General features: G+C 61.5%; 27 protein-coding genes, 1 tRNA gene and 1 pseudogene. 11 read left to right on the top strand and 18 right to left on the bottom strand.

Annotation, left to right across the window (positions count from 1 at the left end):
- Positions 1 to 393: pseudogene (locus tag ACOYQJ_RS02570) on the bottom strand (IS5 family transposase); the annotation flags it as partial.
- A 531-nt stretch (positions 394 to 924) separates the two neighbouring features.
- Between ACOYQJ_RS02570 and ACOYQJ_RS02565 the strand changes: the two are divergent.
- Positions 925 to 2,457 (top strand): cryptochrome/photolyase family protein, encoded by a 1,533-nt coding sequence (locus tag ACOYQJ_RS02565; protein ID WP_422904427.1) that lies wholly within the window; start codon positions 925 to 927, stop codon positions 2,455 to 2,457.
- Positions 2,458 to 2,510: 53 nt separating this feature from the next.
- On the opposite strand, the gene ACOYQJ_RS02560 is transcribed toward ACOYQJ_RS02565, so the two are convergent.
- Genes ACOYQJ_RS02560 through ACOYQJ_RS02520 form a run of 9 tightly spaced genes read right to left on the bottom strand, consistent with a single transcriptional unit; the run spans position 2,511 to position 9,406 of the window.
- Positions 2,511 to 2,903 carry a CBS domain-containing protein gene (locus ACOYQJ_RS02560; protein ID WP_422904426.1) on the bottom strand — a complete coding sequence of 131 codons (393 nt, stop codon included), beginning with the start codon at positions 2,901 to 2,903 and terminating at the stop codon, positions 2,511 to 2,513.
- Complete coding sequence (locus ACOYQJ_RS02555; RefSeq protein ID WP_422904425.1) at positions 2,896 to 3,072, bottom strand: hypothetical protein; 177 nt, start codon at positions 3,070 to 3,072, stop codon at positions 2,896 to 2,898. The genes ACOYQJ_RS02560 and ACOYQJ_RS02555 overlap by 8 nt, the downstream gene beginning before the upstream one ends.
- Positions 3,073 to 3,081: 9 nt before the next feature.
- On the bottom strand, positions 3,082 to 4,068 hold the full coding sequence (locus tag ACOYQJ_RS02550; protein WP_422904424.1) for an FAD:protein FMN transferase: 987 nt from the start codon (positions 4,066 to 4,068) through the stop codon (positions 3,082 to 3,084).
- A 3-nt stretch (positions 4,069 to 4,071) separates the two neighbouring features.
- Positions 4,072 to 5,292, bottom strand: a complete 1,221-nt coding sequence (gene nqrF, locus ACOYQJ_RS02545; RefSeq protein WP_422904423.1) for an NADH:ubiquinone reductase (Na(+)-transporting) subunit F — start codon at positions 5,290 to 5,292, stop codon at positions 4,072 to 4,074.
- Complete coding sequence (nqrE, locus tag ACOYQJ_RS02540; protein WP_422904422.1) at positions 5,289 to 5,900, bottom strand: NADH:ubiquinone reductase (Na(+)-transporting) subunit E; 612 nt, start codon at positions 5,898 to 5,900, stop codon at positions 5,289 to 5,291. Before nqrE ends, nqrF begins: the two co-directional genes overlap by 4 nt.
- Entirely contained in the window at positions 5,897 to 6,565 is a 669-nt protein-coding gene (locus ACOYQJ_RS02535) for an NADH:ubiquinone reductase (Na(+)-transporting) subunit D (protein WP_422904421.1), read from the bottom strand. Before ACOYQJ_RS02535 ends, nqrE begins: the two co-directional genes overlap by 4 nt.
- Before the next feature lie 3 nt (positions 6,566 to 6,568).
- Complete coding sequence (nqrC, locus tag ACOYQJ_RS02530) at positions 6,569 to 7,369, bottom strand: NADH:ubiquinone reductase (Na(+)-transporting) subunit C (RefSeq protein WP_422904420.1); 801 nt, start codon at positions 7,367 to 7,369, stop codon at positions 6,569 to 6,571.
- Positions 7,362 to 8,138 (bottom strand): RnfABCDGE type electron transport complex subunit D, encoded by a 777-nt coding sequence (locus ACOYQJ_RS02525; protein WP_422904419.1) that lies wholly within the window; start codon positions 8,136 to 8,138, stop codon positions 7,362 to 7,364. Before ACOYQJ_RS02525 ends, nqrC begins: the two co-directional genes overlap by 8 nt.
- The gene (locus tag ACOYQJ_RS02520) at positions 8,135 to 9,406 is read right to left on the bottom strand and encodes a Na(+)-translocating NADH-quinone reductase subunit A (RefSeq protein ID WP_422904418.1); all 1,272 of its coding nucleotides are present in this window, start codon (positions 9,404 to 9,406) and stop codon (positions 8,135 to 8,137) included. The genes ACOYQJ_RS02525 and ACOYQJ_RS02520 overlap by 4 nt, the downstream gene beginning before the upstream one ends.
- Positions 9,407 to 9,526: 120 nt before the next feature.
- Between ACOYQJ_RS02520 and ACOYQJ_RS02515 the strand changes: the two genes are divergently transcribed.
- Both ACOYQJ_RS02515 and ACOYQJ_RS02510 read left to right on the top strand, forming a co-directional pair.
- The gene (locus ACOYQJ_RS02515) at positions 9,527 to 10,711 is read left to right on the top strand and encodes an ammonia-forming cytochrome c nitrite reductase subunit c552 (RefSeq protein ID WP_422904417.1); all 1,185 of its coding nucleotides are present in this window, start codon (positions 9,527 to 9,529) and stop codon (positions 10,709 to 10,711) included.
- Positions 10,712 to 10,781: 70 nt separating this feature from the next.
- Positions 10,782 to 12,641, top strand: coding sequence for an SLC13 family permease (locus ACOYQJ_RS02510; protein WP_422904416.1), 1,860 nt, complete (start codon positions 10,782 to 10,784; stop codon positions 12,639 to 12,641).
- A 61-nt stretch (positions 12,642 to 12,702) separates the two neighbouring features.
- On the opposite strand, the gene ACOYQJ_RS02505 is transcribed toward ACOYQJ_RS02510, so the two are convergent.
- Complete coding sequence (locus ACOYQJ_RS02505; protein ID WP_422904415.1) at positions 12,703 to 12,945, bottom strand: hypothetical protein; 243 nt, start codon at positions 12,943 to 12,945, stop codon at positions 12,703 to 12,705.
- A 71-nt stretch (positions 12,946 to 13,016) separates the two neighbouring features.
- On the opposite strand from ACOYQJ_RS02505, the gene ACOYQJ_RS02500 reads away from it, so the two are divergent.
- Positions 13,017 to 13,118: transfer RNA gene (locus ACOYQJ_RS02500), tRNA-OTHER, on the top strand.
- Here the strand turns inward: ACOYQJ_RS02500 and ACOYQJ_RS02495 are convergent.
- Both ACOYQJ_RS02495 and ACOYQJ_RS02490 read right to left on the bottom strand, forming a co-directional pair.
- Positions 13,075 to 13,347: a DUF982 domain-containing protein gene (locus ACOYQJ_RS02495; RefSeq protein WP_422904414.1), complete on the bottom strand. Its 273-nt coding sequence runs from the start codon at positions 13,345 to 13,347 to the stop codon at positions 13,075 to 13,077. The genes ACOYQJ_RS02500 and ACOYQJ_RS02495 overlap by 44 nt on opposite strands.
- A 99-nt stretch (positions 13,348 to 13,446) precedes the next feature.
- Complete coding sequence (locus tag ACOYQJ_RS02490; protein WP_422904413.1) at positions 13,447 to 13,653, bottom strand: cold-shock protein; 207 nt, start codon at positions 13,651 to 13,653, stop codon at positions 13,447 to 13,449.
- A 433-nt stretch (positions 13,654 to 14,086) separates the two neighbouring features.
- Between ACOYQJ_RS02490 and ACOYQJ_RS02485 the strand changes: the two genes are divergently transcribed.
- Positions 14,087 to 14,473, top strand: a complete 387-nt coding sequence (locus ACOYQJ_RS02485; protein ID WP_422904412.1) for a DUF302 domain-containing protein — start codon at positions 14,087 to 14,089, stop codon at positions 14,471 to 14,473.
- A 4-nt stretch (positions 14,474 to 14,477) separates the two neighbouring features.
- Here the strand turns inward: ACOYQJ_RS02485 and ACOYQJ_RS02480 are convergent, their stop codons facing one another.
- The 5 genes from ACOYQJ_RS02480 to ACOYQJ_RS02460 all read right to left on the bottom strand — a co-directional run bounded on the left by ACOYQJ_RS02480 (position 14,478) and on the right by ACOYQJ_RS02460 (position 17,075).
- On the bottom strand, positions 14,478 to 14,810 hold the full coding sequence (locus ACOYQJ_RS02480; RefSeq protein ID WP_422904411.1) for a chaperone modulator CbpM: 333 nt from the start codon (positions 14,808 to 14,810) through the stop codon (positions 14,478 to 14,480).
- Positions 14,807 to 15,754 carry a DnaJ C-terminal domain-containing protein gene (locus tag ACOYQJ_RS02475; protein WP_422904410.1) on the bottom strand — a complete coding sequence of 316 codons (948 nt, stop codon included), beginning with the start codon at positions 15,752 to 15,754 and terminating at the stop codon, positions 14,807 to 14,809. Before ACOYQJ_RS02475 ends, ACOYQJ_RS02480 begins: the two co-directional genes overlap by 4 nt.
- Before the next feature lie 167 nt (positions 15,755 to 15,921).
- Positions 15,922 to 16,311, bottom strand: a complete 390-nt coding sequence (locus ACOYQJ_RS02470) for a hypothetical protein (protein WP_422904409.1) — start codon at positions 16,309 to 16,311, stop codon at positions 15,922 to 15,924.
- On the bottom strand, positions 16,308 to 16,619 hold the full coding sequence (locus tag ACOYQJ_RS02465) for an ElaB/YgaM/YqjD family protein (RefSeq protein ID WP_422904408.1): 312 nt from the start codon (positions 16,617 to 16,619) through the stop codon (positions 16,308 to 16,310). The genes ACOYQJ_RS02470 and ACOYQJ_RS02465 overlap by 4 nt, the downstream gene beginning before the upstream one ends.
- Before the next feature lie 36 nt (positions 16,620 to 16,655).
- Positions 16,656 to 17,075, bottom strand: coding sequence for a cupin domain-containing protein (locus ACOYQJ_RS02460; protein ID WP_422904407.1), 420 nt, complete (start codon positions 17,073 to 17,075; stop codon positions 16,656 to 16,658).
- 207 nt (positions 17,076 to 17,282) lie between these two features.
- Between ACOYQJ_RS02460 and atpD the strand changes: the two genes are divergently transcribed.
- From atpD to ACOYQJ_RS02430, 6 genes are read left to right on the top strand one after another with little or no spacing between them, the layout of a single operon-like run.
- On the top strand, positions 17,283 to 18,746 hold the full coding sequence (gene atpD, locus ACOYQJ_RS02455) for a F0F1 ATP synthase subunit beta (protein ID WP_422904406.1): 1,464 nt from the start codon (positions 17,283 to 17,285) through the stop codon (positions 18,744 to 18,746).
- Positions 18,743 to 19,153, top strand: coding sequence for a F0F1 ATP synthase subunit epsilon (locus ACOYQJ_RS02450; RefSeq protein ID WP_422904405.1), 411 nt, complete (start codon positions 18,743 to 18,745; stop codon positions 19,151 to 19,153). Before atpD ends, ACOYQJ_RS02450 begins: the two co-directional genes overlap by 4 nt.
- Positions 19,150 to 19,443 (top strand): AtpZ/AtpI family protein, encoded by a 294-nt coding sequence (locus ACOYQJ_RS02445; protein WP_422904404.1) that lies wholly within the window; start codon positions 19,150 to 19,152, stop codon positions 19,441 to 19,443. Before ACOYQJ_RS02450 ends, ACOYQJ_RS02445 begins: the two co-directional genes overlap by 4 nt.
- Complete coding sequence (locus ACOYQJ_RS02440; protein ID WP_422904403.1) at positions 19,419 to 19,727, top strand: N-ATPase subunit AtpR; 309 nt, start codon at positions 19,419 to 19,421, stop codon at positions 19,725 to 19,727. The genes ACOYQJ_RS02445 and ACOYQJ_RS02440 overlap by 25 nt, the downstream gene beginning before the upstream one ends.
- A complete protein-coding gene (locus tag ACOYQJ_RS02435; protein WP_422904402.1) occupies positions 19,724 to 20,419 on the top strand; it encodes a F0F1 ATP synthase subunit A in 696 nt (231 codons plus the stop codon). The genes ACOYQJ_RS02440 and ACOYQJ_RS02435 overlap by 4 nt, the downstream gene beginning before the upstream one ends.
- On the top strand, positions 20,419 to 20,664 hold the full coding sequence (locus tag ACOYQJ_RS02430) for a F0F1 ATP synthase subunit C (RefSeq protein ID WP_422904401.1): 246 nt from the start codon (positions 20,419 to 20,421) through the stop codon (positions 20,662 to 20,664). The genes ACOYQJ_RS02435 and ACOYQJ_RS02430 overlap by 1 nt, the downstream gene beginning before the upstream one ends.
- The last annotated feature ends 2 nt before the right edge of the window (positions 20,665 to 20,666 follow it).

The raw sequence follows: 20,666 nt of genomic DNA, 5'->3' as shown, positions 1-20,666 counted from the left end.
AAATGGCGTGCAGCTTCGTGTTCATGCCGCCCTTGGTGCGACCGATCAGGCGACCACGCCCCCCTTTTTGGCGGCCATGCTGGTCGCCGTTCGGTGGGCCTTCAGGTATGTCGCGTCAATCATCACGGTCGTCTTCTCGCCATGTTCCGCCGCCAGCCCGGCCATCATCCGCGCGAAGATGCCCTTTTCGCTCCAACGCTTCCAGCGGCTGTAGAGTGTTTTGTGAGGGCCATATGCAGCCGGAGCGTCTCGCCAACGCAAGCCATTGCGATTGATGAAGATAATCCCGCTCAGCCCCCGCTTGTCATCAACCCGGGGCTTCCCGTGGGACTTGGGAAAGAAAGGGGCCAGACGCGCCATCTGCGCGTCGGTCAGCCAGAAGAGATCGCTCATGTCACCGCTCCAGTTTTGGAAGCGTGAATCACGCGGCGCCACAGAAATCAATGCATCCTGACCCTAGCCGCTTCAGCGTCGTGCGCTTCTCGGAGTAAGAGCTGCGCATTTGTTCGATTTGCTGCTGTATCTCGGTTGCCGTGTCCCCGAGTTTTGAGACTTCATCCTCAACGGACGTAATTGGCGCATATTTGTTCCTGAGCGAATCTGCAGTCGCTTCAGCTTCCGTGATCCGCTTATCCGCGCGGTTCTTTGCGCCACGAGCTCGGAGCCAAAGGATCAATAGAAAGATGGGTTGAAGCAACCAAGAAATTGCGAAAATCGTGGTGGGTTCCAATGTTCGCAGCCCTTCAATATCTTCTTGCCAGTTTGACCATTATAGCAGAGGCGATAAACGAGAAGGTTTGCTGACTTTCGGGATCGCTTCGGCATGCACCCATCGCCTCGGCTCTGCGCCAGTTTGCGACGGACGTGTTGACCTGCAGCTATCCACGATGGTCTCGCACCGCAAGCGATCTATGTTCGACCAGCATGACAGCGCAAGAAACCACGCCCCGATCCGCCAGCCTTATTGTCATTCTCGGCGACCAGCTTTCAAATGATATCGCGGCCTTGCGGGGCGCCGATCCCGACCGTGATACGATTTTGATGGCGGAAGTTGCGGCCGAGGCAAGCTATGTGCCGCATCACAAGAAGAAACTGGCCTTCGTTTTCTCGGCGATGCGCCATTTTGCGAAAGAGCTGACCAAGTCCGGCTGGTCTTTGCGATATGTGCAACTGGACGATCCGCACAACACCGGCAGCCTGACCGGGGAAATTGCCCGTGCGTGTTCCGAATTGGAAATGTACCGGGTGATCGCTACAGAGCCTGGGGAATACCGGCTGAAGCAGGCCTTTGCCGACATCCCCGGGATCGAAATTCTGGAAGATGATCGCTTTATCGCCACCCATGCCGAGTTTCACGACTGGGCGTCGGGGCGCAAACACTTGCGGATGGAGTATTTCTATCGCGACATGCGCCGCAAGACCGGCCTGCTGATGCAGGGCGATGAGCCCATCGGCGGGCAGTGGAATTTTGATGCGGACAACCGCAAACCCGCAAAGGCGGATCTTTTTATACCGCGCCCCCTGAGGGTCCAACCCGATGCAATGACGCAGCAGGTTCTGGACTTGGTCAAGACGCGGTTTCACGACAACTTCGGCACGCTCGAGCCTTTCTGGTTCGCAGTCACGCGGGAAGACGCGCTGGATGCCTTGGAGCATTTCATCGACGGGGCCCTGCCGCGTTTTGGCGATTACCAGGATGCGATGCTGGACGGTCAGCCATTTCTCTATCACTCGGTTCTGGCGCAATACCTCAATGCTGGCTTGTTGCGACCACTGGAGATCTGCAGGCGGGTCGAGCGCGCCTATCACGAAGGCCATGCGCCCTTGAACGCGGCCGAAGGTTATATCCGGCAGATCATCGGCTGGCGCGAATATGTGCGCGGGGTCTACTGGCTGCGGATGCCGGGCTATACCGAGGAAAACGCGCTTGCGGCCAAGCGCCCCCTGCCCGGCTTTTACTGGACCGCCAAGACGGATATGGCCTGCATGGCCGCAGCAATCGAACAGACACGGGACGAGGCCTATGCCCATCACATTCAGCGCCTCATGGTGACGGGCAATTTTGCGTTGTTGGCCGGTGTCGATCCGCACGAGGTCCATGAATGGTATCTCGCGGTCTATGCCGATGCCTATGAATGGGTGGAGGCTCCCAATGTCATCGGAATGAGCCAGTTTGCCGATGGCGGTCTATTGGGCTCGAAACCCTATGCGGCAAGCGGGAACTACATCAACAAGATGTCCGACCATTGCGCGGGCTGTCGCTATGATGTGAAGAAAAAGACCGGAGAAGGCGCCTGCCCGTTCAACCCGCTCTACTGGGATTTTCTGGTGCGCAACGCCGATCACCTGCGCGGCAACCCGCGTTTGGGCCACGTCTATCGGACATGGGACCGGATGAGCGACGCCAAGAAACAAGCGTATCTGGACAGTGCGCAGGCGGTGCTTGCTGCGCTGTGAGCATAACAGATTGGGATCTCAGCCTGTCTTGGCCAGCGCGCCCAAGCCGGCAGTCACCCGAAGCGCAGAAAAACCTGCAAAAGATCCGCGCGATCTAGAAGACCGACAAGCTCGCCGTTTTGCATAACCGGATAGCTGCGGAAGGGCCGGTCCAGAAACGCCTCGGCAGCGGTGACAAAATCGGCTTCCGCGTCGATGGTGGCGACCTCAACGCTCATCCTCTCGGCGACGGTGCCGCTCCATTGCTGGTAATAGCTGGCGTTCAGCGCAGGGCGAAAGCAATCCTTCTCGGTGATGATGCCGATCAACTGCCCCGTCGCGTCGACGACCGGAGCAGCCGATGCGTGCACCTCGACCAGTCGCGCCGTGGCTTCGCGGATCGGAGTTTCGCCGGTCAGGCGCAGAAACTCCTTTTGCATGACGGACGAGATATGTTCATCAGCCATCGGCACTCTCCGAAGACTTGCGGTTTGGGCAGGCATGGCATTGTCCGCCCCCGGGCATGCAGGAAAGCCCTCCGCAGGCGGTCTGCGGCGGCCGCCCGGTCAGTAGCAGGCCAATCGCCAGCCCGCCAAAGACCAGAAGGAAAACGCCGATCGACAGGATCACTTCCATTGGTTCACCTCATGTCAGGACGTGGGCATCGAAGGCCCCGGTGGAGACCCGGCGCAGTGCCCCCCCTTGCGGGATCAGGAACAGCGCGGAAATGCCGTGTTCGCGCGCCAGATCCGGCCCCCGGCGCGGTCCTGCTGCCATCAGGGCCGTTGCCCATCCGTCGGCCATCATGGCGGTTGTCGCGATGACCGAAACCGATGCCAGAGTATCCCCTACCGGGCGCCGAGCCGAGGGTTCGATGATATGGCTCCAGGAACGGTCGCTGAACCGGACCGCATTCCACCGCAGGCCAGAGGTTGCGATGGTCAGGTCCGGCAATTCGACGACGCCCGCAAAACCACCCGTTCCGGGACGGGGATCTTCGATGCCGCTGCGCCACGGGCGCCCGGCCGGGTGCCTGCCTGCCGCCAAAAGCTCTCCACCGATATCGACAAGGAAATTGTCGATCCCGTCCGCCCGGAACCGCTGCGCGAGCCGGTCCAGGGCAAAGCCTTTGGCAATACCGCACAGATCAAGCGTACACCCCGCGTGGGTCTTGGCCAGCGAGGTCTCGGAAACCATGAGTGAGGTCCAATCAGGATGGCTGTCCCCTTCGATCACGCCAAAGCCCCAGCGGGCCACAAGCGGCCCCACCGTTGGATCGAAAGCCCCCCCGCTCATCCGAGCGATCCGCAAAGCCGAGCGGGTGACCAGCAGCGTCTCAGATGGCAACCTGTACTGGCCGGGCGCTGCGCGGTTGAACCGCGAGATTTCGCTGTCACCCCTCCAAGGTGACATTTGCCGGTCAACCTCGTTCAGGATCGCGGTTATCTCGGGCCGTATGGCATGCAGGTCGGCCCCGGCAGGCAGAACTACCCGCCAGGTTGTCCCGAATGCGCGGCCTGACAACTCATCAACTTGTGCACCGGATGGCGCCTGCGCGAGACCTGCGCCGCAAAGCGTCGACAAACCGGCCGCGCCAGTCAGAGTGGTGAAGGTTCGGCGGGTCAGTGTCATGGGTCAGGTCCCGAAATCATCGTTGAAAATTGAGCTGCGCTCGACGCCAAGCCGCTCGAGCGTTGCGATCACCGCCGAGATCATGACGGGCGGCCCGCAAAGGTAATATTCGCAGTCTTCCGGCGCCGGGTGTGCCGACATGCCCTTGCGAACTGTCTCGTGAATGAACCCGGTCTCGCCCGTCCAACGATCCCCCGGCGCGGGATCGGACAGGGCTGGTGTCCATGAGAAATTGGCGTGGTTGCGGGCGATCTGGTTGAACTCTTCAACATAGAAAAGATCGGCTGCCGTGCGGGCGCCGTAGAAATAGAACATGCGGCGGCCCGTGCCCTGCCCGATCTGTTCATGGATCAGCGCCCGGAGCGGCGCCATTCCGACGCCGCCGCCGATGAACACCATGTCCTTGGTGGTTGGCTGCGCATGGAACTCACCGAACGGGCCAGCGGCCCCCACGGTATCGCCGCTTTGAAGCGCGAAAAGATAAGAGGAAACGATGCCCGGCGGAGTCACCTGTTCTTGCCCCGGGGGCGGCACAGCAAGGCGAATGTTGAACACCAGTCGCCCGGCATCTTCCGGACGGTTGGCGATGGAATAGGCACGGGTGACCGGCGTGTCGGAACCGCCTTTCATCGCGGCCCAGCCGGAGATCCGCCAGGTGTCCTCAAAGGGCTCGGGAATTTCGAGATCCGAGAAATCCAGATCATAAGCAGGCGCGCGCAGCTGCATGAAAGCGCCAGCGTGGAAATCGATCGTCTTTCCCTCGGGCAGATCAAGCACCAGCTCGCGAATAAGTGGCGCCATCATAGTGTTGGAGCGCACCGTGCATTCAAAGCTTTCCGCGTCCAACACGCCCGAGGCCACCGAAACATCGACCGTTCCGCGCAGGTTGACCTGACAGGCCAATCGCATGTTGTCCTTCCGCTCGGCTGAGGACAGGATGCCGCGCTCGGTCGCCACCGGGGTGCCCGCCCCTGCCCCGGAAACGGTGACGCGGCACAGCCCGCAGGTGCCCTTGCCGCCGCAAGCCGCCGGAACCGCCAATCCCGCCCCTTGAAGAACCCCCAGCAGAACATCGCCGCGCGCCGCCTCGATGCGGGTGTCGTCGTTCACTGTGACCACGAGGCTTTCCTGCGGGATCAACGCATTGCGCGCCACCAAAAGCCCAATCGTCAGCAGCAGGACGAGAAGAACAAGAAACAGGCTTCCGACGGCAATTTCGATCATGTCGCCACCATTTGCGCGAAGGCGGCAAAGCCAAGGGACATAAGCCCTGTCAGGATAAAGGCAATGCCCAACCCCCGCAGCCCCTCTGGCATGTCGGCATAGGCCAACCGCGCGCGCAGCGCGCCCAGAAGCACAACCGCCAGCGCGAACCCTGCCCCGCTGCCCAGACCAAAGGCAATGGATTCAACAAAGTCATAGCGCCGCTCGACCATGAACAGGCTGCCCGCAAGGATCGCACATTGAACGGTAAGAAGCGGTAGAAAAACGCCAAAAGACGCGTGGACACTGGGCAGAAAACGATCAAGCAGCATCTCAAGCAGTTGCACGGTCGCCGCGATCACACCGATGAAGGCGATCAGCGACAGATACGACAGATCAAGCGCGCCGTACCCCGCCCAAGACAGCGCGCCCGGAGCAAGAAAAGTTTTGTAGATCAAATTGTTGAGCGGCACTGTCACGCCAAGCGCGGCAATCATCGCGATGCCAAGGCCGACAGCCGATTCCGTCCGCCGAGACAGCGCCAGAAAGGTGCACAGCCCCAAGAAAAGGGTCAATGGCATGTTGTCGACGAACATCGACCGCAGGAAGATATCCAGCAGGCCGCTCATGGCGAAGGCCCCCCGGCTTTGGGCGCCTCGAATTCCGGCGGCTCGGCCTGATCGCGCCAGACCGAGCGGACAATCCAGACCAGCCCACCCAGCAGGAAAAAGGCGCTTGGCGCCAGAAGCATCAGGTTCAAAGGCTGAAACCAGCCGCCCTGATCGACGGTGGCAAACAGCTGAACCCCAAGCAGCCGCCCGGTGCCGAACAGTTCACGCACCGCGCCGATGATGGTCAGCACCAGCGCATAGCCCAGCCCATTGCCAAGGGCGTCCGTCATCGCCACCAGCGGCGGGTTGTTTCGCGCAAAGGACTCTGTACGCCCAAGCACAAGGCAGTTGGTGGTGATCAGACTGACATAGACCGACAGGCGCTGGCTGATGTCGAACAGATAGGCCTGCAGGAATTGATCGATCACGATGACCAGCGACGCGACAATGACGATCTGTACAATCAGGCGGATCGTGCTGGGAATATGACGGCGGATCAAGCTGACAATTCCGGCCGAGGCCACGATCACGACAATCAGCGAGACCGACATGGTCAGCGCCGTGTCCAGCGTCGTCGTCACCGCAAGCGCCGAACAGATGCCTAGGATCTGCAAGGTCACAGGGTTCTGCCGTACCAGCGGATCGGTCAGCCTTGTCCAGTAGCGCTCGGGGGTGGTGGCCATGGCTCAGAACTCCCCCCGCTGGACGGCGCTGATCAGCGGGCCATAGCCCTGCGGGCCAACCCAGAACCGGATCATGCGCGTGACCGCGTTGCTGGTTCGGGTCGCGCCAGTGATGCCATCAACCTCGTATTCGGTATTGGCAGGACCGCGCGCAACCGAGAACCGCAGATCGCCCTTGTCGTCGGCGATCTGTTTTCCGGCAAAATCCGCCTGCCAGGCTGGCTCTTCGATCCGCGCGCCAAGGCCCGGCGTTTCCGACTGCTCGGTGATCGTCATTCCGGCGATCGTGTTCATGTCGCCCCGCAGGGCCAGCATCCCGCGGATCGGACCATTATACCCTGCGCCAAGGATCGGAAGGATCAGCAGGGATATCCGGTCGCCGTCGCGCAACAGGAATATCTGCGCAAAGTCCGGCACCGCGCCGATGTCCGCGATGTCCTGTTCGGGCACAAGCTGGGTCCAGTTTGCCGGATCGTCCAGCGCCGCCTGCAGGTTTGCCGAGCTCAAACCCTCGGCGGCGCGTCCCTTTGCAAGATCGACAACCACCGAGGTCAGCGCGCTGCCGCCGGCTTCGGCCACGATTTCGGACATGCCGGGGATCGAAGAGAGCAGCCGTTCCAGTCGGATTTGTTCTTCTGCGGCGCGGTTCTGGGCCTGAATCGGGCGCAGGACAACCGTGGCCGCCGTCACCAGAACCGCGCAGGCCGCCGACAGCAAAAAGGCCACGACGATGGTTTTCGTTCGGCTTTCGTTTGGCAGGGCCAACAGACGTTTCCATGCGGAAATCGGATTAAGGTCAGTCAAACTTACGCCTCCTTCCCGCTGTCCAAAGGGACACGACGATCTCATCGACAAGCGGCACCGCGAGTGAAACCAGAAGCGCTGCGGATACGGTCATCTGCACCTCGACCGCGCCATTCCACGTCGCGTGGAACACAGCGACAAGGCCGCTATACAGCGCTCCGTTCACCCAAGCCCCAAGCGGCGTCGAAGCGCTGGCAACCGGGTCGGCGACCAGCAAAACCAGCACGACAAGAACCGCCGGCCAGATGTCGATCAGGCCCGGATCAACATAGGCCGCAACGGCAAAAACCACCCCCGCGCCAAGCATCAGCCGTACCGAGGCAACCCCGAACCAGGCGGCGATCAGCGCCGCCGGGATCGCTGCCCACCCCAATTGGATCGGCAGTTCCGGCCAGGGCGCCGCCGGAAAGCCAAAGCCGAGAATGGCCAATGTCACAGTCGCCGGGTTCAAGATGTTGCGGCCCCATCCTCCGAAGGCGAGTTCGCCGAAGACGATCCCAAGACTTACTCCAAGCACCAGCTGTGGCACGCTCAGGTGTTCCGGGGCGAGCATGACGATGGCAAGCGCGGTGATCAACACGGTGAAGGACGGCGGTTGTGCCCGCGCCAGCATCCAGACCAATTGCCAGCCGCCAATGAAAAGGCCGACAAAGACCAGCCGCGCCGCCGCGTCCCAGCCTTCGAACAAAAGCCAGCTCACCGCGATGGGCAGACTGGCGCACAGCAACAAAAGCGCCACCGTTTCACGATCCCAGATCCCCCGGATCATGCGGCCTCCTCCTTGGCGATCTCGCGCAGCATCTGCTGCAACAAGGTCGAATGGCGCGGCTCGGCGCAGGTCACGTAATCGGCGAGTGTCATGTCTTCGCCAACCAGCGACAGCGCACCAAGGCGTATGGCGGTTTCCCTGTCCCCCACGGCCAGCGCCCGCAACATCGCCGCCGCTGGCATCGCGCCGCCAAGCGCGTGTTCGAGCGCAGCAGTCGGGATGATCGGACGCGGCCGCGAAGTCCGCTTGAGCGCGGCGAGCAGCCAGTGATCGCGCCGCGCGTCCGTTGCCGCATCCAGCACGGTCACCTGACGATCCCGCATTCCCAGCCAGCGCGCCTTGGTGCCCTCAAGGGCCGAGCCGGACTGCACCACATGCGGCTTTTGGGTGACGTGACCATGGCACAGGCTGCGCAGGTCCGCGCCCGGCTGACACCGCACAAGGCGCGCTTGTGTGACGGCCGGCCCAGCAATGGACACAAGGCGCGTTTCCGGCACCAGCCCAGAGTCCAGCATTGCACCAAGGGCGGCCAGATCCTCCAGATGGATGTCCCAAACGGGTCGCGTCACTGTCGCCGGATGGTGCCGGTGGACCAGAAACCCGGCCAGCCCCCAAGGATGAACCGGGTCCACCGTCACCTTTCGAACCCTGTCACGCGGCGCCTCAAAGGCAAGCGCCGAACCCGCCGCCTGACAAAGATAGACAGGCCCCTCGGTCAGGCGCAGCAATTGCGCGATGCCCCTGCCGATGTCGTCTTGGCGATCCGCTACGGCCAGCGCCGGATCCGGCGCCAGCGGCTTGGTGTCCAACCCCATCACAAAGATCGCAGCAGGCGTTTCTTTCGGCAACGGCGGGCGACCGAAGGGACGCGACCGGAATGCCAGCCACATCCCGCTCTGCATCAGAAGCGAGCGCAACGCGGAAGCGTCCCTGCGCGCGGCCGCTGTCGCATGTTGGTGACGCCCTGCCTCGGGTTCGCGGAACAGTCTGATTTCGGACAGCCGTTTGCCCGGAGCCAGATCGACCGAGGCGATGCGTCCCGCCATCGGCGCCACATGCACGATTTCCGGGTGATGGCGCAGCCGAAAGACCGGCGCGCCCTGCGCAACGGGTTGATCTTCTTCAACCAGCATCGTCACCCGAAGATCATCCTCAACCGTGGCGCAAACCGCCGCCTCTTCGGTGATAACGCTATCAACCGGGGCGTGCGCCGACAGCGCCGGGCCTCGGACATGAACGGTCAGGCCTGTTTGGCTACTCCAAAGCAATTGAATCGCTCCGCCACGATGCTTTCCGGAACCCAATTCGTTGTTTTTGGGTCCGTAATACGCTAGCGTCATACTAGGCACTTCAAGACGCCAACATCAAGCAAAGGGATGGTGGGCGACATGTTTCGACACGCAACCAAGATTGGTTTTTCCGTTTTCGCCTTCGTTGCCCTATTTCTCATCGGGATCAACCTGGAGCCGAGCCGCAGTTTCGCGCAAGAAAACGACGGCGCCGTAGATGAGGCTGCTGAACCGATGTTCACCATGCCGAAAAGCGGCCCGTTTGCCCCCGAATCCATTTCCATCCCGAATGCGAAAGCCATCGCGGCATGGTCGCGCTCGGGCCATGCGGATGCCTCATCCGAGGCCTTCACGCACTGGGACGAAGAAGGTGAAATTCCCGCGGTTTGTGCCACATGTCACTCTGGCATGGGTTTTCGTTCCTTCCACGGCCTTGACGGCAGCCCAAAGGGTCTGTCCGAAGAGCCCTTCCCGATCGGCGGCGTTGTCGATTGCGAAACCTGTCATAACCCCGGCATGTCCCGAATCACCGAAATTGCACTGCCATCAGGCATCGAACATCCTGTCAGCGGCGGAGAAGCTTCTTGCATCACATGCCATCAGGGCCGTGCAAGCGGCGCACAGGTTGAAAAGGCCGTTGCAGGCATTCCCGACGATGCGCCCAGCGACAAGCTGCGCTTTGTGAATCCGCACTACAATATCGCCGCCGCAACCAATCTGGGCGGCTACGCCAAACTTGGCTATGAATATCCCGGCAAAATTTATTCCGGCCGCTTCAATCACGCGAAACCTGTGGCGACCTGCGTGTCCTGCCATGAACCGCATGAGTTGACCGTGGCGCAATCCACCTGCCTGACCTGCCACCAGACTGGCGACCCCAAGGCCATCCGCATCGCACGCCAAAGCTATGACGGCAGCGGCGATACGAAAAAAGGGCTCTATCAGGACATCTCTGCAAACACCGATTTGCTGATGTCGCTGATCCAGGACTACGCCACCGAGGTCGCTGGCCAAGCCATCATCTACGATGGCGCGCGCTATCCCTATTTCTTCGCCGATGCCAACGCCGATGGGCTTGTGGACGAGGCCGACGGGCGTGCCGTTGCGTATAGCGCCTTCACACCTCGGCTGCTCAAAGCGGTTTACAACTGGAAGTTTATCAAGGCGGATCCCGGCATCCATGTGCACAACCCGCACTATGCATTGGAGCTTGTCTACGACGCGATTGAGGACCTGACGCAAGCCTTGGGGCGCGACATGTCCGAATACGGTTTGCTGCGATGATCGCGCCTTGGGGGCGGTTTTTGAAATTTGGGTCGGAACTCGTTCAACGCGGTGACGTTTCCAAACCAACATGACCACGCCGCAATTCGTCATTTTTGCCCTTCTCGCCGCGATGATGGGGCTGTTCCTTTGGGGACGGTTTCGCCATGACGTCGTCGCATTGGCGGCGCTATTGGCAAGTGTCGTCGCCGGGGTGGTTCCGGCGGACGAAGCCTTTGCCGGCTTCGGTCATCCGGCGGTGATCACCGTGGCCTGCGTTCTGGTCCTTAGCCAAGGGTTGCGGAACACAGGCGCGGTGGACTGGTTGGCACGTAGTTTTCTGCCGCGCGACGCCGGGCGGCTGACAAGCATGATCGCCCTGATGGGACTGGGCGCGGCGATGTCGGGCTTTATGAACAACGTCGGCGCAATGGCGCTTTTGATGCCGATCGCGGTGCAACTGTCGGGCCGGTTGAACCTGACCCAGGGGCAGATCCTGATGCCTTTGGCCTTCGGCACAATACTGGGCGGCATGACCACACTGGTCGGCACGCCCCCCAACCTGATTGTATCGGGATTTCGCGAACAGGCCGGGCTCGGACAATTCGCTATGTTCGACTTTGCCTTTGTGGGGGTGGCTGTGGCGGCCTTGGGGGTGATCTTCATCGCCATTGTCGGCTGGCGACTGGTACCCGCGCGCAAATCCTCTGCAGGTGAGAGTTTTGATACCGGTACCTATCTGACCGAGGTGCGCATTCCGGAAAAGAGCAAGGCCGTTGGCATGACCCTGCGCGGCTTTGAAAACGAGATCGAAGACACCGGGGCGCAGATCGTCGGACTGGTCCGCAACGAGGTTCGGCTCAATGCGCCGCACGGCGGACGCCGCATTCGCGCCGAGGATATCCTGGCGCTCGAAGCAGATGTCGGCGCGCTGGCAGAAACGCTGTCGGTTTTCGGGATCACCTTGGTGGAACAGGAAAGCTCCTCGGACAGCAAAGACGGCGACGATTTGCCTGAAAAGATCGTGCAGGCCGCTGCCAAAGTAAACAACGACAGCACGACTGATGACGCCGACGACAGCTCCGATCGTGACGAGGATATCGTGCTGCGCGAACTGGCGCTTTTGCCGGGGTCAACCGTTGTCGGGCGCTCGGCCAGCGACCTGCGGCTGCGCACGCGCTATGGGCTCAATCTGTTGGCGGTCTCACGTCAGGGGCACTCCCCCGGGGCGCGGCTGCGTAGGTTGAAACTGAAATCCGGCGATCTGCTGATGATGCAAGGCCCGGCCGAGATGATGGCAGAATTCATCAATGACACCGGGTGCGTGCCGTTGGGTGAGCGCGAGTTGCGCATCCCGGACAAACGCAAGGCGATCATCTCGGGGGGGATCATGCTGGGGGCGATTGGCCTTGTGGCAATGGGACTGCTGCCTGCGGCAGTCGCCTTTGCGCTTGGCGTTCTGTCCTCGATGCTGTTTCGCACCGTGCCGCCCCGGCAAATCTACACCGCCATCGACTGGCCGGTGGTCGTGCTGCTGGCAGCGCTGATCCCGGTTGCGGGCGCGATGGAGACGACGGGGGCCGCCGGCCTTTTGGCGCGCTTTTTGGTCGGGACAATCGCGCAGGGCAACGCCACCGCCGCGCTGGCGGTGGTCTTGATCACGGCCATGTTCCTGTCGGACATGATGAACAACGCCGCCACCGCCGCCGTCCTGTGCCCCATCGCCATCGGCATTGCCGCAGAGCTTGGGGTCAGTGCGGACAGTTTCCTGATGGCCGTTGCGATTGGCGCATCATGCGCCTTCCTCACCCCGATTGGCCATCAGAACAACACTCTGATCCTTGGCCCGGGCGGCTTTCGCTTTGGCGATTACTGGCGGCTGGGCCTGCCGCTCGAAGCCTTGGTTGTGGCGATCAGCATGCCGCTATTGCTGATTTTCTGGCCATTGTAGCGCGGGCAGGCTTTGCCATTGCTCAAGGCCGGAAAGGCAACTGCCCGGTTTGAAGCCTGACTTAACCTGCGGTCTGGGTCGGGCTTTTCTTCCGCGTCGCTTTCTTGGGTTCGGCGGGTGCCGCATCCGCTGGCGTACCGGCCTCGCGCTCAAGACGCGCCTTGCGCAGGCGCATTGTCCTTGTGTCGCGTTCTTTCGTTTCCTCCTGGAGGATCTCGCGAACGACGCGCGTCGTCTTGTCCATCACCGTTTCCGCTCGGGGTTTGGGGTCTTTGAACAGCGTGGTCTTGGTCAGTTTGGTCATTTTCAAATCTCCTTGTCGGAAAGGTTTCCAAGGCGCGCACCAAGACGCCGTGTTCGAGTATCGCGGTGGTTCAAAAGTTCGCACGGCGCAGGCTGATTGGTGATCAGCGCCGAAGTCTCGCGCTTGCGCTCAGGAAACCGCTGTGTAGGCCGGTTCAAATCCGGCACTTTTGGCCGCTTTGATAAAGGCCCGGCGGGCCGTGCCGACCGGCGCAAGGCAATGCATGGTCGCATCGATCTGGGCCAGCGCGATGTCGCGGTCTTGATCGGCAACCTGCCACTTCTTGCGAAGCCAGTAAAAGGCTTTTTCAATGGTTGCAAATGTTTGCGTTCCACCATCAGGTGACAAGACAAAGGTAATGGGGTTTCCCCAGTTGATTTCTATCAGGGTGTGTTCCGTCAAATACGAGGGTGACCATCTGAAACCTCAGACGGTCTGAAAATGAAAAGGCGGAAAAGACCCGAAAGCCCTTCCCGCCTTAGTGTTCAGTCGAACGCTGGCTTATGCCAGTGCGAGGTTGGTCGCGGATTCGCGCCCGTCGCGGCCGCTTTCGATGTCGAACGTTACGTTCTGACCATCGTCCAGCTGGTTGATCCCGGCGCGCTCAAGAGCAGAAATGTGAACGAAGATGTCCTTCGATCCTTGCTCGGGGGCGATAAAGCCGAAACCTTTTTGGGTGTTGAACCATTTCACGGTGCCATTGGCCATCGTGGTGTCTCCTAATTTTTTGCTATCCACATGATGCGATAGCCCGGCTCAGTGTCGTCGTGGGATCGCCTGAGGCCGTTAGGAAACAGAAGGTCGTAAGAAGAAGCTTTGCCTCAGTAAGATGCGCCCCCTGCGCCGAAATTACAAGTGGCGGATGAAAATAAACACTGCACGACGCGCCGGTTGGTTCATTTCAGCCCCCCACGCCCCCTGTTGGCCGCGCAGCGCGCCACCGCCCGCGGTTGTGAGATTTGTGATCGTTATTATGTCCTTGCTGCGCGCCGTACAGATCGACCGAGCGGCTGCCGAGCTCTTTGGGCGACGCCGTAGCAGGCTGATCTTCATCAAGGCGCACAGCCCGAGATCTGCTTAAATGGCAGGGATTTTTGAACAAGGTTGGCCGCCGCGCGCAACCAAACCGGAGTGGACATTCATGAGCTACACAATCAACCAGACCTTCAAAGATGCCGATTTTCAAGACATTGACGCGCGCACACGCGCCGCGCTTGCCGATAATGGGTTTGGCGTGCTGACGGAAATCGACGTGGCCGCGACTATGAAGAAAAAGTTGGGCGCCGAGATGCCGCCCTATGTCATTCTCGGGGCCTGCAATCCGCAAATGGCCTATCAGGCCATCGGGATCGAGCCTCGGGTCGGGGCGATGCTGCCTTGCAATGTGATCCTTCGGGCGGTCGACGGCGGGGTCGAAGTCAGCGCCGTTGACCCGGTGGCCTCGATGCAAGCCATCGACAACCCCAAGCTGCAGGCGGTCGCAGGCGAGGTGCGCGACTTGCTGGCCAAGGCTGTCGCCGCGATCTGAAGCGCTATCGGCCGTGCTTCATGGCCGAAGCGATCCGGGTCTGCAGATCTTCTGGCAGGGCGTCGATGGCGCCCGCCATGGCCGCCAGATCCTGCCGCGCAGCATGCAACTGATCGATCAGGGAGATCACGATGCCAAGCGCCGTTTCGTCCAGATCAAGATCCATAGACAGATCGCACAGCAGTTCGAGCCGCGCGATATCGACCCGTCGAAAGACAAAACCTTCGTCACGGCGTTGCGGCTTGACCAGATCCCATTCGATGAAGCGGACCAGTTGGCTGCGGGTCAGCCGGGTGACGGTCATGACGACATCGTCCTCGGAAAATTGATCTTTCATATGCCCGCCCCTTTCATCAAATCAGCCCGCGGATCGAAAGCATGGGTCTTGCGCCATTCGGTCAGAAAATCGCCAAGCGCCTTGTCCTGATCGGGCGGCGCCACGATCTTGAGCTCGACCCGCTGATCACCAGCCGCCTTGCTGCCCGCCCGCGCCACGCCGCGGCCACGCAGACGCAGGACCCGGCCGGAACTCGCGCCCTTGGGAATGGTCAGCCCGACCGGCCCGTCAATGGTCGGCGCCGTCACCTTGCCGCCAAGCACGGCCTCGTCGATGGTGATCGGCAGGGTCACCAGAATGTCATTGCCTTCGCGTCGGAACACCGGATGCGGACGCACGAATACCGTGATCAAGGCGTCCCCCGCAGGCCCGCCGCCAAACCCCGGATGGCCCTTGCCGCGCAACCGCAGGGTCTGGCCATCTTCGGTGCCTTTGGGAATTTTCACGGCGAGGTTTGACCCATCCGGCAAGGTGATGCGGGTCTCGGCGCCGCGCACGGCATCCAGAAACGGCACCTCAAGCGAATAGCGCGCATCCGGACCGGCGGCTGCAAAACCGCCGCCACTCGGCCCACTCTGGCCGGACCTGCGCGCCCGGTCGCGCAGGATCTCGGCGAAGATATCCGCAGGATCGGCGTCAGGACCAAAGCCGCGCCTGTACTGATATGCATTGTCCGACCTATCGGCGAAGTCACGGTAATATTCCCGCTGCGGGCGCTCAGCGCCCAGGCCGTCGATTTCTCCGGCGTCATAGCGCGCGCGGGTTTCGGGATCTTTCAGAATCTCATAAGCCGTCGAGATCGCCTTGAACCGCGCCTCGGCTTCGGGGTCATCGGGGTGCAGATCCGGGTGGCTGGTCCGCACCAGCTTGCGATAGGCTTTCTTGATCTCCTCCGCCGTTGCCGACTTGCTCAGGCCGAGGGCTTCGTATGGATCGTTGGGCATCCAGGCTCCTTCTGGTCATCCAGGGCGCGTCTAGGCACCAGGACAGTGCGAAATCGGGATTTCACCCCGAAATTGCCACGGCCGTTGCCGCGCCGTCGCTGATCCACGTCAATGCGAAAGGTTTATTGCTCAATGGCAAGGACCGCCTGTTTCCCTACGCGCTGGTGTCAGTCACGTTTGTCGCCACTCAAAGCCCGGCCAAGGACATAAGCCGCCGTAAAGGCAAACAGCGACGCGGCATCGGGCGGATTGGTTTCGGGTGCAGGTTCCGGGGTTTTGCCGCCCTTTGGCTCGGCGGGATGCGACATGCGTTTGTGGACATACGCCAACAGCGCCGCCGCCAGCGCCATCAACCCCAAGCCAAGCAACAGCGCTGCGGTACTTGGACCCACGGACTGGCTCAGCATCAAAAACGCCCAAGCCGCCAGAAGTCCAAAGCCAGCGGCGCCGATCAGCCAGCCAGATAGCGCCAGCAGCGTGGTCACCAGCAGTTTGCGTGCGCCATCTTGTGCATCGCGCGCAACGCCGTGAACCGCGTTGTCAAGAAACCGGTTCAACGCCGCGACAGAGCCCCGATCACCAGACCAGCCCCCGCAGCCAGTCCGATGGCCAAAAACGGATGCGCGGCGACCGTCTGGCCCAGCTGATCCTCGGCGGATTTGCCTGTCCGCTCGGCGTATTTCCGCGCTTCTTCAAAGCCTTCCGAAATGTCGTTCGCCAAATTGCTGCTGCGGCGACCGGCAATCGCCGAGACCGTTTCGGCCAGTTGCGCCATGTCTTCGCGCAGGGCAGACAACTGGCGGGTCACCTCGTCCAGATCACTGGCAACCGAGGCGTCTTTGGACGTCTTGTTATCTTGTACCATCATCAACTCCATATGTTCCGGCTCGCCGGGATTGGCCTAGACCCGGACGACCTCCGCGGCCTGTTCGGTGGCCTGCCCTTCGAATGCCTCATCCGAGGCATCCGCCTCGGCCTTGGTCTTTTGAACCAGTTGATCAAGATGATGCGGCGGGCCGTAGATCGTGTAGATCTTGAGCGGCTCGTGTCCGGTGCAAATCAGGTTGTGATGCGTCCCCGCAGGCACGACGGCGCAATCCCCTGCTTCGACCTTGTGCGGCACGCCGTCGATGACGATCCGGCCCTTGCCCTCTTCGATCCGAAAGAACTGGTCGGTCTCGGCGTGAATTTCGCCGCCAAGCTCTTCGCCCGGCGCGACCGACATCAGCACCAGTTGCAGCTTTGATCCGGAATAGAGAACGCGGCGGAAGTCGGTGTTTTCTTCCGTCAACTTTTCGATATTCGCGACATATCCGATCATGGCAGTCCTCCGGCAATTACACCGCATCAAGCGGCTGGTCTGTACTGAATGCCTCAGATCTGCCCGGCGCGCACTGATCGGGGTTAATGCCTGTGCATTCTCGGCCAGCCGCTGACACAGATCAATGTCGCAACTTGTCGACGCCTCTAGGTTTACCTCAGGCTTAAGCTGCCAATTCGCACTGGCAGAACCAGAGGACGTGTTCAGTTGCAGTCGCCCAAACCCGAAGGGACACACGCGCAGGCCAGTGCTGCGACCAAGGGGACGGTCTATGCCGTCAGAGGGGCGGTTGTGGATGTCGTCTTTGACAAGGAATCCCTGCCCGCGATCAATTCCGCCCTGATTGTGGAATGGGACAGGCCGACACCGCTGATCCTTGAAGTCCACAGCCATTTGGATCTGGAAACCGTGCGCGCCGTGGCGTTTCAGTCCACTGCGGGGCTTGCGCGCGGGGTTTCGGTGCGCGCGACTGGCGCGCCGGTTGCCGTGCCCGTCGGCGAGGCGGTGCTTGGGCGACTGTTGGACGTTGTCGGCGATCCGCAGGACAACGGGCCAGCGATGCCCGAAGACACGCCGCGCAGACCAATTCACGCACGCCCTCCCGACCTGAGCACGCAAACCCGCACCACCGATGTGTTCGAGACCGGGATCAAGGTGATCGACCTGCTGACCCCGATGGCGCAGGGCGGCAAGGCGGCGATGTTCGGCGGTGCCGGCGTGGGCAAAACGGTTCTGGTGATGGAGCTCATCCGCGCCATGGTCGACAAATACGAAGGCATTTCGGTGTTCGCAGGCGTTGGCGAGCGTTCCCGAGAGGGGCACGAGCTGTTGACCGAAATGAAAGGCTCGGACGTGCTGAAGCGCACCGTGCTGGTCTATGGTCAGATGAACGAGCCGCCCGGCGCGCGCTGGCGGGCGCCGCTGACCGCGCTGACGATTTCCGAATATTTCCGCGATCAGAAGCACCGCAATGTCCTGCTGCTGATGGACAACGTGTTTCGCTTTGTTCAGGCGGGCGCCGAGGTCTCCAGCCTGCTGGGCCGCCTGCCCTCGCGCGTGGGGTATCAGCCGACACTGGCCAGCGAAGTCGCGGGCCTGCAGGAACGTATCGCCTCGGTTGCGGGGTCGGCGGTGACGGCCATTCAGGCGGTCTATGTGCCTGCTGACGATTTCACCGATCCGGCGGTCACGACAATCTCCAGCCATATGGACTGCGTGATCGTGCTAAGCCGGGCGCAGGCCTCGGAAGGGTTCTATCCGGCGATTGATCCGCTTGGCTCGTCCTCGATGCTGCTTGATCCATTGGTCGTCGGAGAGGCGCATTACCAGACCGCCGAGGCCGTGCGTCAGGCGCTGGCGCGCTTTCGCGAATTGACCGACATCATCTCGCTTCTGGGGGTCGAGGAACTGGGCGCCGCGGACCGTCTGATCGTCAAGCGCGCCCGGCGGTTGCAGCGCTTCCTGACCCAGCCCTTCATGGTGACCGAGGCCTTTACCGGCACGCCGGGGGCCAGCGTGCCGCTTGAGGAAACCCTTGCCGGGTGCCGGGCCATTCTGGATGGTGAGACCGACGCTTGGGCGGAAAGTTCGCTTTACATGGTCGGAACGCTGGACGAAGCGCGCAAGAAAGAGGCTGATGCAAGCGGTTCAGACACCGGGGCGGCGGCATGAGGCTTCGGATCATCACCCCGCTTTCGGTCGTCGTGGACGAAGACATCGACAGCCTGCGCGCCGAAGATGCCAGCGGCAGTTTCGGCGTTCTGCCCGGCCATGCGCCCTTTCTGACGGCGCTCGCCATTTCGATCGTCAGTTGGCGCCGGGACCAGACCGAAGGCTTTTGCGCGGTGCGCGGCGGCGTTATGACCATAAGCCACGGCGCCGCCATCGACATCGCCACCCGCGAGGCGGTGGCGGGCGAGGATCTTGCCACGTTGGATGCCGATGTGCTCGCCCGGTTCCAGTCCGACGCCGAGGAGGAACGGATCGAACATGTGGAAACCGTCCGACTTCAGTTGCACGCGATCCGGCAGATGATCAGCCGACTGCATCCCGGCAAAAAACCGGGGTACCTCAGATGAGTGATGAGCGCCCCGAAGAGCCGGACGAAGATCCGCTGGTTCGCGAAACCCGCCTGCGCCGCGACCGCCGCGACCGCTGGCTGCGCGAGGGGAATAAGTCCGTTGGCCGCCGTCTGGCCCAAATCGGCGTTCTGGGCTGGATCTTTGTGACCCCGACCCTTGCGGGCATGTTCTTTGGCCGCTGGCTGGATGCGCGTCTTGGCACCGGCATTTTCTGGACCGCCCCTTGCATGTTGCTGGGGGTGTGCCTTGGCGGATGGACTGCATGGAAATGGATGAACGCGCGATGATGATGACTGCCCTGCCTCCATTCATCGCCATCCCGCTGTTTTTCCTCAGCGGGTTGTTGTTGGGTTATGTCTATTTCCGCGCACTGCACGAAACGGCCAATCTGATTGTAAACAAAGGCCCCGCGTGGATCGGCCTGGCCCTGACCGCCGGGCGCTTCGCGCTGGCGGTTGCGGTGCTTTATCTTGCGGTGCGTGTCAGCGGTCTGGCCCTTCTGGCCGCGCTGGCCGGGATGCTTATCGCCCGCGCTTTGATGATCCGGCGGATGAAAAGGACCAAGGCATGAACTCTCCGCTCGACTCTGTCGCGTTGTTCCACATCGGACCGGTGCCCATTACGCAGGCAGTGCTGACCACTTGGGCAATCATGGTCATTTTGGTACTTGGCCTCGCGGCGCTGACCCGGCAGCTGAGCATGACCCCGAACAAACGACAGGCGGCGCTGGAGCTGGTCGTCGATACGATAGACATCCAGATCCGCGAAACCACCGGGGCAAACCCCGCGCCGTTTCGGAGTTTTATCGGTACGCTCTTCCTGTTCATTCTGGTGGCGAACTGGTCGTCGCTTTTGCCGGGGATAGAACCGCCCACCGCGCAGCTGGAAACCGATGCCGCTCTGGCCGCGTTGGTCTTTCTCTCGGTTGTCTGGTTCGGCATACGCGGCGACGGAGTTGGCGGCTATCTCAAGTCCTTTGCCGCGCCCAATCCCGTGATGATCCCGCTGAACATGCTGGCCAGTGTCACGCGCGTCTTCTCGATGTTCGTCCGCCTGTTCGGCAATGTCATGAGCGGCGTCTTTGTTGTCGGCATCGTGGCCTCGCTTGCCGGGTTGCTGGTGCCGATCCCGCTGATGGCGCTCGATCTGCTGACCGGATTGGTGCAGGCCTATATCTTTGCCGTTCTGGCAACAGTCTTCATCTCGGCCACGGTTGAAGACGGCAAACCCCCTACGCCCGTTTCAAATAAAAAGGATACCTGATGGACTATCTCAGCCTCGCCAGCATCGTCTGCGCAACCTTCGCAGTTTCGTTCGGTGCCATTGGCCCGGCCCTTGCGGAAGGCCGGTCGGTCGCCGCCGCGATGGATGCGATTGCCCGCCAACCTGAAGCGGCCAATGACATTTCGCGCACGCTGTTCGTCGGGCTCGCCATGATCGAGACGACGGCGATCTACTGTCTTGTGGTGGCGCTATTGTTGCTCTTTGCCAACCCGTTGCTGGCGTGATG

Source organism: Pacificoceanicola algae (genome assembly GCF_049341065.1).
Lineage (GTDB): Bacteria > Pseudomonadota > Alphaproteobacteria > Rhodobacterales > Rhodobacteraceae > Pacificoceanicola.
Note: the sequence above shows the minus strand (reverse complement) of the source record. Positions and strands in the feature narration are given on the sequence as shown.